The sequence below is a fragment of the Cupriavidus sp. 05N40 genome (genome assembly GCF_056397305.1).
The window spans coordinates 1-16,333 of the sequence record NZ_JBFTND010000173.1 but is presented as its reverse complement, the minus strand read 5'-3'; the positions used below and the strand labels follow the sequence as shown (position 1 = coordinate 16,333).

The window sequence follows — 16,333 nt, the reverse complement described above, 5'->3', positions numbered from 1 at the left end:
GCTTTGCCTCGTCGTCGTCGGTCAGTTCCGCCACCACGCCGGCGGCTATGCGCCGCGAGCGGGCCAGGGCGCCGTTGCCGCGCTTGCCCCCGTGCTGGTCGCTGCCGGGCGGGGTGTGGTCGGGCGCGGCGCTCATCGCGGCGGCTCCTCGTCCAGGTACTGCCACAAGTCGCGCGGGTCGAACGACAGCATCGCCGCCAGCACCACCACCAGCGCGCCGAACGACCACAGCGCCACGCCGGGCAGCACCTGGGCCATGGTGGAAAGCTTCACCAGCGTGACCAGCACCCCGATCATGAAGACCTCGATCATGCCCCAGGGACGGGTCTGGCGGATGCCGCGCACGATGCGCTCGAAGCCGGCCGGCATGCGGTGGCGCGCCATCGGCACCAGCAGGTACAGCATCATCAGCATCTCGGTCAGCGGAAACAGGATGGTGGTGGCGAACACCAGGATCGCCACCAGCGACATATTGTCGGCATGGAGCGCCAGCACCGCGCCCCACAGCGTGGTCTCGGTGCGCACGCCCTTGAGATCCATCTCGACGATCGGGTAGGCGTTGGACACCGCGAACAGGATCAGCGCGGCCAGCACCAGCGGCAGCAGCCGCGCATAGGCGCGCGAGCTTTCGCGGTAGAGCTGGCCACCGCAGCGCAGGCACAGCGCCCGCTCGCCGGTGCCAAGGCGCTCGCGCTGGTAGACCGCGTCGCAGTATTCGCAGGCCACCAGATGCGCCAGCGCCGCCGGCGCGACTGGCGTGCCGGGCGCGCCCGGACTGGTCTCGCCGCGGCCGGCTTCGCTCATGCCTTGCCGGAGCCCGCCACGTCCTCGGCCGTGGTGACGGGTTTGCCTTGTGCGAGCACGCGCGGCGGATCGGCCGGGTGCTGCGAGCCGATGGTCCAGTCGCGCAGCAGCGCGTAGGCCACCGCCAGCAGCGTGGGCCCGATGAACACGCCGAGGAAGCCGAAGGCCAGCGCGCCGCCGAACACGCCCAGCATGACCCAGATCAGCGGCATGTCGGTGCCCTTGCTGATCAGCAGCGGCTTGATGATGTTGTCGGCCATGCTGACCACGCCCACGCCCCACACCACCATGAAGATGGCCCAGCCCAGCGAGCCGGTGTGGTACAGCCACAGCGCGGCCGGKATCCASACCAGCGGCGGGCCCACCGGGATCACCGAGAGGAAGAAGGTGACGAAGCCAAGGATGGCCGCGCCGGGCACGCCGGCGATCCAGAAGCCGATGCCGGCCAGCACCGCCTGCACGAAGGCGGTGCCGAGCACGCCGTAGACCACGCCCTTGACGGTATTGCCGGCCAGCGCCAGCAGGTGGTCGGCGCGCTCGCCGGCGATGCGGCGCATGCCCGCGCGCAGCCACGCCACCGCGAATTCGCCGCCGGTATAGAAAAAGAACGCCAGCACGATGGACAATGCCAGCTGCCCGAGCCCGGCGCCGATCGAAAGCCCCGCGCCCAGCACCGCGTGGCCCACCGGCGCGATCAGCTTGCGCAGGTTGGCCACCATGTCGGAGTCGGCGTGGATCACCTTGTCCCAGCTGTTCTGCAGGTAGTTGCCCACGTAGGGCAGGCCGGTCAGCCAGTCCGGCAGCGCCGGCAGGCCGTTGTCCACGAAACGGTCGACCAGGCCGGACAACTCGTCGATATGGGCGGAGAAGCTGGCGCCCGCGTAGACGAAGGGGCCCAGCACGATCACGGCGGCCAGCAGCACGCAGATCACCGCGGCCAGGCTGCGCCGGTTGCCCAGCCAGCGCGACAGCACCGAATACGGGTACCAGGAGCTGAAGGCGAGGATGGCGGCCCACAGCAGGGCGGTGGTGAAGGGCGCCAGCACCAGCAGCGAGCCGCCGATCAGGACGACCAGCGCAAGCACGGCGGCGAGTTTTTCAATCAGTTGGCTGGAGCTCATCGGGCGTATGTCCGGACATGCCGGCGTGACGGGAACGCCGACAATATATAGGAAAACATAGACCCTTCCGGCCGATAACGCGTGCGCCGGCGCGCGCGGGAAAAAATGCTGCAGTGCGGATGCCGCACTGCGGCCCGCGCGTTCCGCGTGGCGCGCGCGGGCCTGCGCCGATCGGTGCGGGGATGCCGCCGCTGCGTGGCACCCCCGGGCAGGGCGGGAGGCCGCCGGGTAACGCCCGCGGCGCTCCGCGCCGCCCGCCGGGCCGCTTTACACGCTTCAGCGCGGGGCCGGTGCCTCGGCCTGCGCCGGCGGTCCCTGTTCGAGCAGCGCGGCGATCAGGTCCGACTGGGTGACGATGCCCAGCAGGCGCCGCTGCGCATCCACCACCGGCATCTCGTGCAGGCCGCCGTCGGAGAAGGCGCGCGCCAGTTCCACCATGGGCTGCTCGGGCCGGGCGGTGGCCACGCCGGTGTGCATCAGGTCACCCGCGTTGCCCGCGCGTGGCTGGCTGGCGCCGGCGCGCACGGCGAGCAGGTCGACCAGGTTGAGCATGCCGACCAGGCGGTGTGCTTCGTCCACCACCGGCAGCGTGCGCAGGCCGTGCCGGTTGAGCAGGGCGYGGGCCTGCACGCCGCTGTGGCCAGGCTGCACCGTGACGACGTCGCGCGACATGATGTGCTCGCAGCGCACGTCGCCGAAGCGGCGGCGATAGGCGCGCATCTGCGCCGCCACCAGGATTTCTTCCAGGTCGTCTTCTTCGATGTCGAGGAATTCGCCGCGCGTCTTGAGCACCTCGTCGAGGTCGGCGCGATTGAAGCCCACGCGCTCGCTGGGCAGCGGATCGGCGGTGCGGTGCGGGTTGGCGTGGTCGGCCGGGCGGTGCGGATAGCGCCGGCGCAGCGCGTTGTTGAACAGCAGCGCGATCAGCAGGAGCAGCATCGAGTTGAGCAGCACCGGGAACGCCACGAAGCCGAAACCGAGCTTGGCGACGGCCGGGCCGCCGAACACTGCGGTGATCGCCACCGCGCCGCTGGGCGGATGCACGCAGTGCAGCTGGAACATCATGACGATGGCCAGCGCCACCGCCACGGCGGCGGCCAGGCCAGGGTCCGGAATCCAGCGCGCGCAGGCCACGCCGATCAGGGCCGCCACCAGGTTGCCGCCGATGATGGACCACGGCTGCGCCAGCGGGCTGGCCGGCACCGCGAACAGCAGCACCGCCGAGGCCCCCATCGGCGCCACGAACCACGGGTTGACCCCGCCCAGCAAGCGGCGGCTGATCCATTCGGTGACCAGCAGGCCGAGCAGCGCGCCCAGGCAGCTCTTGAAGCGCTCGCGCTTGCTGCCGGCAATGGGCGTGGGAACGAAGGCTCGCAGCCATGCGCGCGCCCGCGCTGGCGTGAGTTCGGCTAGGGAGGGGGCCTGGGATGGTGGCATGGACGGGCCTGGTTCTGCGGTTCTGGAAGCGGCGGGACGAAAGCGGGCGGCGCGGGCAGGCGGCTGGCGGCTACGCATCATGCGTAGCGCGTCGTCACCTTGGCTGCGCTGCAGCAAACCGGTCCGCAAATATATCATGACGTGATACATTGCGCTGTCTCGGCGCTTGCGATGCTGCAAGCCCCGCGTGCCCCACATAAGCCTCTTACACGCCCCGCGCGAGCCTCATCATGCACTTTGAAAAACGCGACTACGCCGTCAGCCGGCGCCTGCTGCTGCTTGCCGCGCTGGCGCCGGTGATCGGCGCCATCAGCACGGCGGCTGCCGTGCTGCTGCTGAACCTGATTCGCTTCTTCACCAACCTTTTCTTCTACCAGACGCTGTCGCTGGCGGAGCGCTCGCCGGCGCAGCACGCGCTGGGCGCGTGGGTGATCCTGGTGCCGGTGGCCGGAGGCCTGCTGGTGGGGCTGATGGCGCGCTACGGCAGCGACAAGATCCGCGGCCATGGCATCCCCGAGGCCATCGAGGCGGTGCTGTTCGGCAAGAGCAAGATGTCGCCGCGCGTGGCGGTGCTCAAGCCCTTGTCTTCCGGCATCGTGATCGGCAGCGGCGGGCCATTCGGGGCCGAAGGCCCGATCATCATGACCGGCGGCTCGATCGCCTCGCTGCTCGCGCAATACCTGCACCTGACCGCCGCCGAGCGCAAGACGCTGCTGGTGGCCGGGGCCTGCGCCGGCATGACGGCGATCTTCGGCACGCCGGTGGCGGCGGTGCTGCTGGCGGTGGAGCTGCTGCTGTTCGAGCTGCGCCCGCGCAGCCTGCTGCCGGTGGCGCTGGCCTGCGCGATGGCTGGCTTCCTGCGCCCGCTGGTATTCGAGTCCGGCCCGCTGTTTGCCATGCAGACGGCGCCGGTATCCACCGCCGCCCTTGGCTCCTGCGTGGTCGCGGGCCTGCTGTGCGGCGTGCTCGGCGCGGCGCTGACGCTGGCCCTGTACCGCACCGAAGACCAGTTCTCGCGGCTCAAGCTGCACTGGATGTGGTGGCCCGCCATCGGCGGCCTGGTGGTCGGCATCGGTGGCTACTTCGAACCGCGCGCGCTCGGCGTGGGCTATGACGTGATCGCCGACCTGCTGCATAACCGCCTGGCGCTGGAGGTCGCGCTGGCCCTGCTGGCGGTCAAGGCGGTGATCTGGGTCGTCGCGCTCGGCTCCGGTACCTCGGGCGGGGTGCTGGCCCCGCTGCTGATGCTCGGTGCCGGGCTCGGCGTGGCGCTTGGCGCAGTCCTGCCCGGTGGCTCGCCCGAGCTCTGGGCGCTGGTGTGCATGGCGGGCGTGCTGGGCAGCGTGCTCGGCGCGCCGCTGACCGCCATCGTCTTCGCTTTCGGGCTGACGCATGACAGCAACGCGCTGCTGCCGCTGCTGCTGACCACCGCCGTCGCGCACGGCTTCACCGTGCTGACCATGAAGCGGTCGATCATGACCGAGAAGATCGCCCGCCGCGGGCTGCATATCTATCGCGAATACGGGGTCGACCCGCTTGAGCGCCAGCATGTGGCGGACCTGATGACCACCGCGGTGGTGAGCGTGGATGGCGACCAGCCCGTCAGCGCCCTGTGGCCGCGGTATTTCGGCGAGCACGCGCCGCATCGCGCTTATCCGGTGCTGTGCGGCGGGCGCGTGGCCGGCATGCTGGAGCGCAATGCCTTGCGCGGGCGCGAAGGCGCATCGATGAGCGGACGCGAGCTGATGACGCCGCTGCGCCCGGATCAGGTGCTGCTGCCTGCCCAGACCGCGCGCGTCGCGGCCGGGCGCATGGCGGAACTGAGCGTGGGGCGCCTGCCGGTGGTGGCGGATCTGGAATCGATGCGCCTGGTCGGCGTGGTATCGCTGCGCGACCTGCTGCGGCCCAGCGGGCAGGTCCTGCATGAAGAGACGCAGCGCGAACGGCTGCGAGGCGTGGCGGCGGGCTGAACGCCGCAACGGTGTTCAGAGCTTGTAGCTCGACAGCAGGATGCTGGTCTCGGTGGCCCCGATCCCGTCGATCAGGCGGATCCGGTCGAGCGTACGATCGAACGCCTCGAGCGTGTCGGCGCGTAGTTCGGCAATGATGTCCCAGCGCCCGTTGGTGGTGTGCAGCGTCTGCACATTGGGCTCGCCGCGCAGGGCCTGGAGCACCTGGCGAGCCTTGTTGCCCTCCACGGCGATGGTCGTCCAGGCGCGGATGCGGTGGGTCTCGGCTTCCGGCTTGAGGCGGACCGTGTAGCCGACGATCAGCCCCTCCCTCTCCAGCTTGTCGATGCGGTTCTGGACGGTGGCGCGCGACACGCGCAGGGCCTTGGCCAGGGCAGTGGCGGGCATGCGGGCGTTGTCGCGCAGCAGGGCTAGCAACTGGCGGTCGGTGTCGTCCATGGCGGTTCCTGGTGGGTCTTGGGGCGCACTTGCGGCCCCGATTGGCGATTCGCCAATATGACCTTGCATATTGCAAATCATAGCAGCGGAATTGCGCAGTTTGCTGGCTTTTGGTTAGCGCCGCACTGCACCAGAATGCAGGCATCCCCAGTCACCGCGCGTCCACCGCGCGTCAACCACCAAGGAGCCAGCGTGACCAACCAGCCCACCATCCTGCTTGTCGACCCGACCCACTACGACGTGTCCTACAGCATCAATCCGTGGATGGATCCGGGCCTCTGGGCGCGTGATCCGCGCGGCATGCACCAGCACGCGGTGGGTTCCTTCGCAGCGCTGCATGCGGCCTTGCAGGCGTCCGGCTTCGTGGTGGAGACCGCCCCGGGCGCGCCTGGCCTGCCCGACATGGTGTTCCCCGCCAACGCAGCCGTGGTGCTGGACGGCCATGCGGTGCTGGCGCGCTTTCGCTATCCGGAGCGCGCCGGCGAGGAAGTCCCGTTCGCCAGGATCTTCGAGGGCCTGCGCGAGCGCGGCCTGATCGATTCGGTCAGCGTGCTGCCCGAGGGCTGCTACCAGGAGGGCGCCGGCGACTGCATCTGGGATGCGGTGCGCGGTCATTTCTGGGCCGGCTTCGGCCCGCGTTCGACGCGCGCGGCGGCCGATGTCATGGGCAGCCGTTTCGGCCGCGAGGTGGTGGCGCTGGAACTGGCGACCGAGCAGAGCTATCACCTCGACGTGTGCTTCTGCCCGCTGTCCGGCGGCGAGATCCTCTACTACCCGCCCGCGTTCACGCAGGAGGCGCTGCGCACGCTGCGCGAGCGCGTGCCGGCCAGCCTGCGCATCGAGGCGAGCGAGGACGACCTGCGCCACTTCAGCGTCAACGCGGTCAACCTGCACGACCAGATCGTGATGACACGTACCACGCCGCACCTGCGCGCCGAGCTGGGCCAGCGCGGCTACCAGCTGCGCGAGGTGGACCTGTCGCCGTTCATGCTGTCCGGTGGCGGCGCCTACTGCATGACGCTGCGGCTTGACCGCACCAGCGCGGCGGGGCAGGCCGCGGGTGCCGGTCGCACCGCCGCGGCAGCGGTTGCCGCCTGAGCCGGGCGGCAGGACGACACGACAACAAGACAACAAGACAAGACACGACAGGGAGAGCACCATGAAGGAGATCGCCATGACCCGCTTCCTCGACGCCGCCGACGTGGCGGCGCTGGTGCGCGAGACGGGCGTCGCCAGCGCCATCGCGCAGATCGCGCATCATGTCCGCCAGGATTTCATGCGCTGGGATGCGTTCGACAAATCGGCGCGGCTGGCCGCGCATTCGGCCGGTGGCGTGATCGAGTTGATGCCGGTGAGCGACGGCGTGCAATACGCGTTCAAGTACGTCAATGGCCATCCGCGCAACGCGCTGGTCGGCATGCCCACGGTGATGGCTTTCGGCGTGCTGGCCGAGGTGGCGAGCGGCTTCCCGCTGCTGCTGTGCGATCTGACGCTGGCCACCGCGCTGCGCACCGCCGCCACCTCGGCGCTGGCCGCGCAGGCCATGGCGCGGCCCGGCTCCGCCACGATGGCGCTGATCGGCAACGGCGCGCAGGCGGAGTTCCAGGCGCTGGCCTTCCACGCCATGCTGGGCATCCGCGAGATCCGCGCCTACGACATCGACCCGGCGGCGAGCGCGCGGCTGGCGCGCAACCTGGCCGCCGTGCCGGGATTGAAGGTGGTGCCGGTGGCGTCGGTACGCGACGCGGTGCGCGGCGCCGATATCGTCAGCACCGTCACCGCGGACAAGACGCGCGCCACCATCCTCACGCCCGACATGGTGGCGCCGGGCATGCATCTCAACGCGGTGGGCGGCGATTGCCCGGGCAAGACCGAACTGCACGCGGATATCCTGCGCGCGGCGCGCATCGTGGTCGAGTACGCACCGCAGACCCGCATCGAGGGCGAGATCCAGCAGTTGCCGGCGGATGCGCCGGTCACGGAATTGTGGGAGGTGCTGGGCGGCCGCGCGCCGGGACGCGGCGGCGCGGACGAAGTGACGGTGTTCGATTCGGTCGGCTTCGCGCTGGAGGACTACGCCGCGCTGCGCTGGATCCATGCCGCGGCCCATGCGCGGCACCGCGGCAGCCACGTGGAGCTGGTGGCCACGCCACCGGACCCGCGCAATCTCTACGGCTGGATGATGGAGGCGGCGGTCCCGCGGCCTGAACCGGCCGCGGTGGCGGAACTGGCCTGAAGCCRGCCGCCGTGCGGTAAGCCGGCGCGCGCCGGCCGGCCAGGTGGCTGGTTCAGCCGGCCGCGCCGCGCGTCATCATCAGCTGCGCGCGCAGGAAGCCCTTGACCTCTTCCAGCGACGGCGTCTTCAGGAAGACCATGATGCCCCAGTGCTGCAGGGCGTCGGCCACGCCGTCATAGGCCTGGCGGTTGGTGATCACGGCGAAGATGACATTCTGGCGGGTGAAGAAGTTCTGCAGCTTCTCGATGGTCGCCGATTCGGCGTCGCTGAGTTCTTCCACGTAGTACAGCACCACCCGCGGGTGCGAGCTGACCGACGTAATGATGGTATCCACCACGTCCTCCACCACCACGCTCTTGAGGGGCAGGCCCCATTTGCCCAGTTGCGCGTGGATGCGCTGGGCTTCCTGGTGATTGGGGTGGAATACCACCAGGTCAAGCTCGTGCACCGACGGCAGTTCCTGGCCGACTCGCGTGGCCAGCAGGCGGTGCACGGTCTCCTTGTGAATACGGCGGTGGCCGCCGTTGGTCTTCCAGGCCCCGAGTTCGCCGCGCTCCACCATCTTCTGTACGGTGCCCAACGAGACATTGAGCAACTTGGCGGCGGTACGCGTGCTGTAATAAGGCTTCTCAGCCAGTTCTGAATCCAGTTTCATCCGTTCACCCGTTAAGAAAACATCACACTGCGGTCAGACTGGCAGTGACAGCGCGTACCTCCCGCGCTGGTTTGGGCCCCGGCCACGCATAAAAAAAGCGCAACAACTCAATGGCTTGCTGGCACCGCTGAGCCTCTTGCATGACTTGCCCGTTACCCTGGGCGCCGGAAGCGGAGGTGCTCCGCAGCCATGCAAGGGCGTGATCTATGTCACAAGTGCCTTCTTCTTCCAACGGAAGAATGCCGGTTCCCAATCATATGCGCTATCGAACATATATCACCAGCCAGGGCCGGCAAATATTTCGAAAACGCCTCGAACGCTCCCACTTCTGTGTTTAAACGCATATTGCCGCGTTTTGGCAGACACGCGAAGCCCGCGATTTCTTGCAAACAATGCAGACATCCAGGCGGCTCCCGGATGATGCCCGGGTGATGCCCGACTCGCGCGGTTTCGATGCCGCATGCTACTGAAGACCGCCGGCGGCGCGCGGGGTTCCTGGCACCGGATCGCCGCGCCGGCGAGGCCAGATCCGCAGGCGCCGGCAACTATCCGTGCCCGCCGGGGCCGGCTGCCGCGACGGCGGGAAGCGTGCCGCCAATCGTACCGGGAAGCGTGCCGGGAAGCGCGGCCGGCGGCTGCGCGAGGCCCGGCGCCGGTGCCTTGGCGGCCTCCGCAGGCAGGCCGCCGGGCTCGCTGCATGGAACGGCGCCCTGCGCTGCCGCGCTGCCATCCACGCGCGCGATGCCGGCGTGCGCCGTGGCCGGCGCCGAGGCGCCCCGGGTCTTGAGTTCGTGCGTCTTGATCACGATGAAGTATTCGTAGATCGACTGCAGGATGGCGTAGGTGAGGCCGGCACGGCCGTCGAGGAAGCCGCGCTTGCCGACGTAGAGCAGCACGAACTTGGCCAGTGGGCGTAGCGGCAGGCGGTAGAACAGCTCCTTCTGATGCGCGCGCCGCTGGTGGAAGTCCGGCGCGAACAGCGCCTCGCGCAGGCTGAAATCCGCCTTGCCGCGCCGGTTGTCGATGGTCTGCTGCGCTTCCAGGCTGCTGTAGCTGTTGTGGCGCGTGATCCAGTGGCTCAGGCCCTTGCTGAAGGGAAAGTGGTCGAGATAGCCGGACAGCTCGCCGGCCGGGCCGTCGGGGATCGAGACGGGATTGACCAGCCGTTCGTAGCGCATGCGCTCCGGCCGGAACAGGCGCAGGTAGAAGGGCGAGGTCTGCACGTGGCGCAGCCAGGTGCCGAGGAAGAAATCGCGCCGCTGCACGCGGAACGCCACCTCGTCGCGCGCGGCGCGCACGGCGGCCAGTGCGTGCTCGGCCAGCGCCGGTGTCATGCGCTCGTCGGCGTCGATATAGAACACCCAGGGATGGCGGAAGGCGATGTTGCGCAGGCCCCAGTTCTGGTGGCTGGCCCAGTTGTCGAAGGGGCGCTGCGTGACGCGGGCGCCAAAGCGCGTGGCGATTTCCACGGTGGCATCGGTGCTCATGGAGTCGTAGACATGGATGTCGTCCGACCAGGCCACGCTCTGCAGGCAGCCCGGCAGGTCCTGCTCTTCGTTGCGGGTGAGGATCAGCACCGAGATGCCAGGCGCGGCCGGCGAGCCCGGCCGGCCCATGCGCACGGGATGGCTCATCTGCCTGAAGTTGCTAGGCCTTGCCATGTCTCGTCCTCGTGCCGATGGCCCGGGCCGGCGTGCCGGCATAGACCGTCCACGGCGTGCGCAGGCTCCTGGTGACCACGGAGCGCGGCGCGACCACCGCGCCTTCGGCCACGGACACGCCCGGCGAGACGAACGCTTCGGCACAGATCCACACATGCGGCGCCAGCACGATGGGATGCGCGACCAGCTGGAAATTGGCGCTGTTGTAGTCGTGGCTGCCGGTGCACAGGTGCGCGCCCTGGGAAACCACGCAGTAGTCGCCGATTTCGATCGGCGCCATGTTGTACAGCGTGACCCCGTCGGCCACGCCCACGTGGCCGCCCACGCTCAGGTCCCACGGCGCCCAGATCCTGACCGAGGGGTAGATGTGGACATGCGGCCCGAGGCGCGCGCCGAACAGCCGCAGCAGCGCCGCGCGCCACACGTGCAGCGGGCGCGGGCTGGGCCGGAACARGCACAGCCAGACCCACCGCCAGAGCTGCCGCTGCAGGCGGTTGCCCAGCGAGAACGAGGCGCCCGTGGTCGGGTCGTTGCCTTGTAGGATCATCGTCGGTCCGCTCGGTGTGATCGAGGCCCGCTCAGCTTGTCCGGTGTCGGCGCTGCTACGCTGTCAATGGTTGGCGACCGCGGTACGGGCCAGTACCGCGGTCGCCGGCCCCGGCCGACGGCCCGGGCTTTGTCCCGCACCGGCCGCGCCTGGCGCCGGTTGGACGCAAGGCGCGCGGGAAGGGGTGAAGCCATGGTGGCGCGGCGTACGGCGCGCTTCGGTGCGGCACCTCACATAGCGCGGCGTGACCGTGCAGAGCGTGCGCAGGAGCCCGCGGGGAGCGGGCGGGGCCGGACGGGATGGGCCGGGCCGAGGCCAGGACCGCAAGGCGCGCGGGGCGGCGCGCCGTGGCTCAGAGCCTGTACTTCTTCACCTTGTCGAACAAGGTGGTCTTGGCGATGCCCAGTGCCTCGGCGGCGCGGCTCAGGTTGCCTTCATGGCGGCGCATGGCCTCGGCCACCATGGCCCGTTCGAACTGCTCCACGGCCTGCGCCAGTGGCAGCGCGGCCGGCTCGGCGGTGCCCTGGCCCGGGTTGCAGCCCAGCCCCAGCACGTGGCGCTCGGCCAGGTTGCGCAGCTCGCGCACATTGCCGGGCCACGGGTAGGCCATCAGCGCGGCCATCTCGGCCCGGCTGGCGGCTACCGCCTCGCGCTCGAAGCGCAGGGCGGCCTGGGCCACGAAATGCTCGAACAGCGGCGGCACGTCTTCGCGCCGCTCGCGCAGCGGCGGCAGCTCCAGCGTCACCACGTTGAGACGGTAATAGAGGTCGGCGCGGAACTGGCCGGCCTCCGACAGCGCCTTGAGGTCCGCCTTGGTGGCCGCCACCACGCGGGTGTTGACCGGTACCGGCGTATTGGAGCCGAGCCGCTCCACCACGCGTTCCTGCAACACCCGCAGCAGCTTGATCTGCATCTGCATCGGCATGCTTTCGATCTCGTCGAGGAACAGCGTGCCGCCCTCGGCGTGCTCGACCTTGCCGATGCGCCGCCGCGCCGCGCCGGTGAAGGAGCCGGCTTCGTGGCCGAAGATCTCGCTCTCGAACAGCTGCTCGGGCAGGCCGCCGCAGTTGATCGGCACGAAATGCCGTGCATGGCGCGCGCTGGCTTCGTGCAGGCAGCGTGCCACCAGTTCCTTGCCGGTGCCGGTCTCGCCGTGGATGAGCACGTTGGCGGCGGTGTCGGCCAGGTCCGCAATCAGCTTGCGCAGCCGTTCGATGGCCGGCGACTGCCCGATCAGGCGCGCCTGCAGCGTGTCGCGCCCGGCCAGCTTGCGGCGCAGTTCGGCCACTTCCAGCACCAGGCGGCGCTGCTCCAGCGCGCGCCGCGCCACCTCCACCAGCTGCTCGGGCGAGAAGGGCTTCTCCAGGAAGTCGTAGGCACCGGACTTCATGGCCTGCACCGCCAGGCTGACATCGCCGTGGCCGGTCACCATGATCACCGGCAGCGCGCCGTCGCGTGCCTTGAGTTCGCGCAGCAGCGCCATGCCGTCCATGCCGGGCAGGCGGATATCGCTGACCACCACGCCGGCGAAGTTCTCGCCGGCTTCGCGCAGCGCTGCCTCGGCGCTGCCGACCGCGCGCGTGGCAATGCCTTCGAGCCGCAGGGCCTGCTCGCAGCCCAGGCGTACGTCGGGATCGTCTTCGACGATCAGTACGGTGAGCGGATTACTTGTCATGGCCGGTTTCCCTGCTTGCCTGGTTTTCCTGGCGCGCGCCGGGCCGCGCCAGCGGCAGCACCAGCGTGAAGCAGGCGCCGCCGTCCGGGTGATTGCTGGCCTCGAGGCTGCCGCCCGATTCATCCAGGATGCCGGCCGACAGCGCCAGGCCGAGCCCCAGGCCCTGGCCGGCGGGCTTGGTGGTGAAGAAGGGCTCGAACAGGCGGGCGAACGCCTCCTCGGACAAGCCCGCGCCGTTGTCGCGGATGGTCAGGCGGAGCTTGTCGCCCGCCAGGTGGCCGCGCACTTCCAGCCGCGGCGCGGGCATGCCGGCCACGGCGTCGAGCGCATTGCCGAGCAGGTTGACCAGCACCTGCTCCAGGCGGTTGGGGTCGCACGCCAGCACCAGGCCGGGCTCGAGCTGGCGGCTCAGTTCCGGGCGCACCGCCTGCAGGCGCGTGTCGAGCAGGAACAGCGCGTTGTCCAGCGCTTCGTCCAGCCGCGCGGTGCAGCTGCCGTTGCCGGGCTTGCGCGCGAACGACTTGAGCGCGCCGGTGATGCGGCCCATGCGCTCGACCAGGCCGATGATGGTGCCGAGGTTGGCCTGCGCCGTGGCGTTGTCGCCGCGTTCGAGAAATTTCTGCGTGTTGCCCGAGAGCGTGCGCAGTGCCGCCAGCGGCTGGTTCAGCTCATGCGCGATACCGGTGGACATCTGGCCGACGGCGGCCAGCTTGCCGGCCTGGAGCAGGCCGTCCTGGGCCTGGCGCAAGGTCGCTTCGGCGCGGATGCGCTCGGCGACCTCGGCCTGCAGCTGCTGGTTGGCGGTCCACAGGTCGGCGGTGCGCTCGGCCACCTTGCGTTCGAGTTCGCCGTTCGCGGCTTCCAGCGCCACGCGCGCGGCCAGGCGCTCGCCGACGATGCGCCGGCGCACGTTCCAGGCCGCCGCCAGCAGCAGCACGAAGGCCGTCAGCACGCCCGCCAGCGCGGCGCTGTTGAGCGCGGCCAGGCGCGCCTGCGAAGTATTGGTGAGCAGCGTGAGCTGCCAGTCGGTGCCGACCAGCTCGGCGGTCTGCGCCAGCATGGGCGGACCGCGCCGCAGGCGCACCAGGGCGTCGCTGTCGGACAGCTTGCGCACCGGCGCCAGCTCTAGCTGCGGCAGGGGGGCGCGGTTGTACTGCAGGCTGTGCTGCAGCCGCTCGCGCTGCCCCGGCGCCAGCGGCCTGAGCGCGGCCAGCTTCAGCGACGGGTCCGAGGCCAGGATCACCACGCCGTTCTCGTCGGTCAGCAGCATCTGCGTGTCGGCGCCCTGCCAGCGGTTCTCCAGCGGCTCCAGGCCCACCTTGACCACCGCCACGCCGCTGGGCTTGTGGCGGTCGCCGAGCGGGGCGGAGAGATAGTAGCCGGGCTCGCTGCGCGTGGTGCCGACGCCGTAGAAACGGCCCAGCTGGCCATCGGCGGCATCGTTGAAATAGGTGCGGAAGCTGAGATCCTCGCCCATGTAGCTGTCGGGCCGCTGGTAGTTGCTGGTGGCGCGCACGCGGCCGTGCGCATCGAGCACGTATACCGCGCGCGTGCCGGCGCGGGCGTTGAGCGCCGCCAGGTACTGGTTGGCCGCCTCGACCCGCGCCGGGTCGTCCGGCCTGGCCAGCAGCGCGGCGATCTTGTCGTCCAGCGACAGCAGGCTGGGCACGTAGTCGTAGCGCCCCAGCTCGCTCGACAGCGCCTGGTCGTACAGCCGCAGCTGCACCTGGCCGCGCTCGCCCTGGCGTGCCAGGGCGGCGTCGTAGCTGTAGCGGTAGCCCAGCGCGCCAGCCAGCCCGACCAGCACCGCCAGCGCCAGCATGGCGAACAGGGGTACCCACTGGCGCAGGCGGYCGGTACGGCCGTGGCGAGAGGGGGCGTCGGGCAGGGCGCCTGGCGGGGTGGCGTGTGAACGGAACGGGCCAGTCATGGGCTTGCGAGAAAGGCTTTTGGGCTGCGGATGGCTGCAGCGCGCTTCGCCGTGGCAAGGAAATACACGGGCATGGCACGGCGGCGGCAGCGCGAATAACCCCGTCTTTTACCACATCGCGTATTGTGCACCGCAAAAGAAAAAGGCCCGGCTACCTGATCGGCAGCCGGGCCTTGGCGCGCTGGCAGTGTTACTTGCCGGCCAGGACCTGAACGGGTGTCAGGCCAAGGTTGCCGTCGGCAGCGGGGTCATCCGCTTCTTCGGGCACCGGCGCGCCGATGGCGCCTTCGCTTTTGGCGACGACGGTGGTGGCAATGGCGTTGCCAAGTACATTGGTGACGGTGCGGCCCATGTCGAGCACATGGTCGATGCCCAGCACCAGCAGGATGCCCGCCTCGGGCAGGCCGAACATCGGCAGTACCGCGGCCACCACCACCAGCGAGGCGCGCGGCACGCCGGCGATGCCCTTGCTGGTGACCAGCAGCACCAGCAGCATGGTGATCTGCTGCGTGAGCGAGAGGTGGATGCCATACACCTGCGCCACGAACAACGCGGCGAACGAGGTGTACATGATGGAGCCATCCAGGTTGAACGAGTAGCCCAGCGGCAGCACGAAGCCGGTGATGCGCTCCTTCACGCCGAAGCGGCCGAGCTGCTCGATCACCTTGGGGTAGGCCGATTCGCTGCTGGCGGTGGCGAAGCCGATCATCAGCGGCGCGCGCACCATCTTGAGCAGGCGGAACACGTCGCGGCCCAGGAAGAAGTAGCCCCCGGCGATCAGCGCCATCCACAGCAGCGCCAGCGACAGGTAGACGCTGCCCAGCAGCTTGGCGTACACCACCAGCACGCCCAGGCCCTCGGCCGTGATCACCGCGGCGATGGCGCCGAACACGCCCACCGGCGCGAACGCCATCACGTAGTTGGTGACCTTCAGCATGACGTGGCCGAGGCCGTCGATGGCCGCCAGCACGGGTTTGCCCACGCCGTCCTTGACGGTGCCCAGGGCAAAGCCGAAGAACAGCGAGAACACCACGATCTGCAGGATCTCGTTGGTGGCCATGGCCTCGACGAAGCTCTTGGGGAACATGTGCGCGATGAAGTCGCGCAGGTTCAGCGCCCCGGTCTTCAGGTTGGAGGCGGCGTCGGCCGGCGGCAGCGCCAGGTTCATGCCCTGGCCCGGCGTCAGCAGGTTGGCCATCAGCAGTCCCAGCAGCAGCGAGGTGATCGACGCGGCGATGAACCATGCCATGGCCTTCAGGCCGATGCGGCCCACGGCGCGGCCGTCGCCCATGCCAGCGATGCCGCTGACCAGCGTGGCGAACACCAGCGGCCCGATGATCATCTTGATCATGCGCAGGAACACGTCGGTGAGGATGGACAGGTAGTCCGCGATGGACTTGGCGGCGGCGGGGTCCGGCGCCATGTGGTGGGCTGCCGTGCCGGCCAGCACGCCGAGCAGCATCGCAAGGAAAATCAGGGTGGGCAGTCGGTTCAGTTTCATCAGAAGTCGGGCCATGCGCCCGGCGGGTGGCCGGGCGGCTGTTTTTGCGGGGGCGGGGCTGGCAGCTTCAGGCGTGGAGCGCCGTCCCGCGGGGAGCGTCTCGCGGCCTTGCGCCGGGGACGTCAGCGATGCGGGGTCTGCAAGGCGGGCTCTGTCATTGTTTCCTCCATTGTTTTGTCGGTGCGGGCCGGCGGCGGGGCAGCCGCCCGTCAACCTGTATCTGCCGCTTGGGCGGGCGCATACATCGCACGAGCCGTGCCAGGCCGGCGGGCCTGGGGGCTGCGGCTAAGTTGCTGAAAAACAAGGGGAAATCAAAGTGATCCCGGCGCACGGTTCGGGTTTCCGTGCGTTCGGGCGG

General features: G+C 69.7%; 13 protein-coding genes. 3 read left to right on the top strand and 10 right to left on the bottom strand.

Annotation, left to right across the window (positions count from 1 at the left end; translation table 11 throughout):
• Positions 1-132: 132 nt before the first annotated feature.
• From AC1DO7_RS30550 to AC1DO7_RS30540, 3 genes are all read right to left on the bottom strand, one after another.
• Positions 133-804, bottom strand: coding sequence for a paraquat-inducible protein A (locus AC1DO7_RS30550; RefSeq protein ID WP_441612630.1), 672 nt, complete (start codon positions 802-804; stop codon positions 133-135).
• Positions 801-1,925 (bottom strand): AI-2E family transporter, encoded by a 1,125-nt coding sequence (locus AC1DO7_RS30545; protein WP_441612629.1) that lies wholly within the window; start codon positions 1,923-1,925, stop codon positions 801-803. The genes AC1DO7_RS30550 and AC1DO7_RS30545 overlap by 4 nt, the downstream gene beginning before the upstream one ends.
• Before the next feature lie 276 nt (positions 1,926-2,201).
• Entirely contained in the window at positions 2,202-3,362 is a 1,161-nt protein-coding gene (locus AC1DO7_RS30540) for an HPP family protein (RefSeq protein WP_477116931.1), read from the bottom strand.
• Positions 3,363-3,592: 230 nt separating this feature from the next.
• Here AC1DO7_RS30540 and AC1DO7_RS30535 point away from each other — a divergent pair, with 230 nt between their 5' ends.
• Positions 3,593-5,332 carry a chloride channel protein gene (locus AC1DO7_RS30535; RefSeq protein ID WP_441612627.1) on the top strand — a complete coding sequence of 580 codons (1,740 nt, stop codon included), beginning with the start codon at positions 3,593-3,595 and terminating at the stop codon, positions 5,330-5,332.
• Between the two features lie 15 nt (positions 5,333-5,347).
• Here the strand turns inward: AC1DO7_RS30535 and AC1DO7_RS30530 are convergent, their stop codons facing one another.
• A complete protein-coding gene (locus AC1DO7_RS30530) occupies positions 5,348-5,770 on the bottom strand; it encodes an Lrp/AsnC family transcriptional regulator (RefSeq protein WP_441612626.1) in 423 nt (140 codons plus the stop codon).
• A 192-nt stretch (positions 5,771-5,962) separates the two neighbouring features.
• Here AC1DO7_RS30530 and AC1DO7_RS30525 point away from each other — a divergent pair, with 192 nt between their 5' ends.
• Both AC1DO7_RS30525 and AC1DO7_RS30520 read left to right on the top strand, forming a co-directional pair.
• Positions 5,963-6,868 carry a dimethylarginine dimethylaminohydrolase family protein gene (locus AC1DO7_RS30525; protein ID WP_441612625.1) on the top strand — a complete coding sequence of 302 codons (906 nt, stop codon included), beginning with the start codon at positions 5,963-5,965 and terminating at the stop codon, positions 6,866-6,868.
• Between the two features lie 61 nt (positions 6,869-6,929).
• Positions 6,930-8,006, top strand: coding sequence for an ornithine cyclodeaminase (locus tag AC1DO7_RS30520; protein WP_441612624.1), 1,077 nt, complete (start codon positions 6,930-6,932; stop codon positions 8,004-8,006).
• Between the two features lie 52 nt (positions 8,007-8,058).
• Here AC1DO7_RS30520 and AC1DO7_RS30515 read toward each other — a convergent pair whose 3' ends face one another.
• From AC1DO7_RS30515 to AC1DO7_RS30490, 6 genes are all read right to left on the bottom strand, one after another.
• Positions 8,059-8,661, bottom strand: a complete 603-nt coding sequence (locus AC1DO7_RS30515; protein ID WP_441612623.1) for a helix-turn-helix domain-containing protein — start codon at positions 8,659-8,661, stop codon at positions 8,059-8,061.
• Between the two features lie 545 nt (positions 8,662-9,206).
• The gene (locus AC1DO7_RS30510; protein ID WP_441612622.1) at positions 9,207-10,322 is read right to left on the bottom strand and encodes a glycosyltransferase family 2 protein; all 1,116 of its coding nucleotides are present in this window, start codon (positions 10,320-10,322) and stop codon (positions 9,207-9,209) included.
• On the bottom strand, positions 10,309-10,869 hold the full coding sequence (locus AC1DO7_RS30505) for an LbetaH domain-containing protein (RefSeq protein WP_441612621.1): 561 nt from the start codon (positions 10,867-10,869) through the stop codon (positions 10,309-10,311). Before AC1DO7_RS30505 ends, AC1DO7_RS30510 begins: the two co-directional genes overlap by 14 nt.
• Positions 10,870-11,221: 352 nt before the next feature.
• Complete coding sequence (locus AC1DO7_RS30500) at positions 11,222-12,544, bottom strand: sigma-54-dependent transcriptional regulator (RefSeq protein WP_441612620.1); 1,323 nt, start codon at positions 12,542-12,544, stop codon at positions 11,222-11,224.
• Positions 12,534-14,474 (bottom strand): sensor histidine kinase, encoded by a 1,941-nt coding sequence (locus AC1DO7_RS30495; RefSeq protein WP_477116930.1) that lies wholly within the window; start codon positions 14,472-14,474, stop codon positions 12,534-12,536. The genes AC1DO7_RS30500 and AC1DO7_RS30495 overlap by 11 nt, the downstream gene beginning before the upstream one ends.
• Positions 14,475-14,664: 190 nt before the next feature.
• Positions 14,665-15,975: a dicarboxylate/amino acid:cation symporter gene (locus AC1DO7_RS30490; RefSeq protein ID WP_441612618.1), complete on the bottom strand. Its 1,311-nt coding sequence runs from the start codon at positions 15,973-15,975 to the stop codon at positions 14,665-14,667.
• Positions 15,976-16,333: the final 358 nt, after the last annotated feature.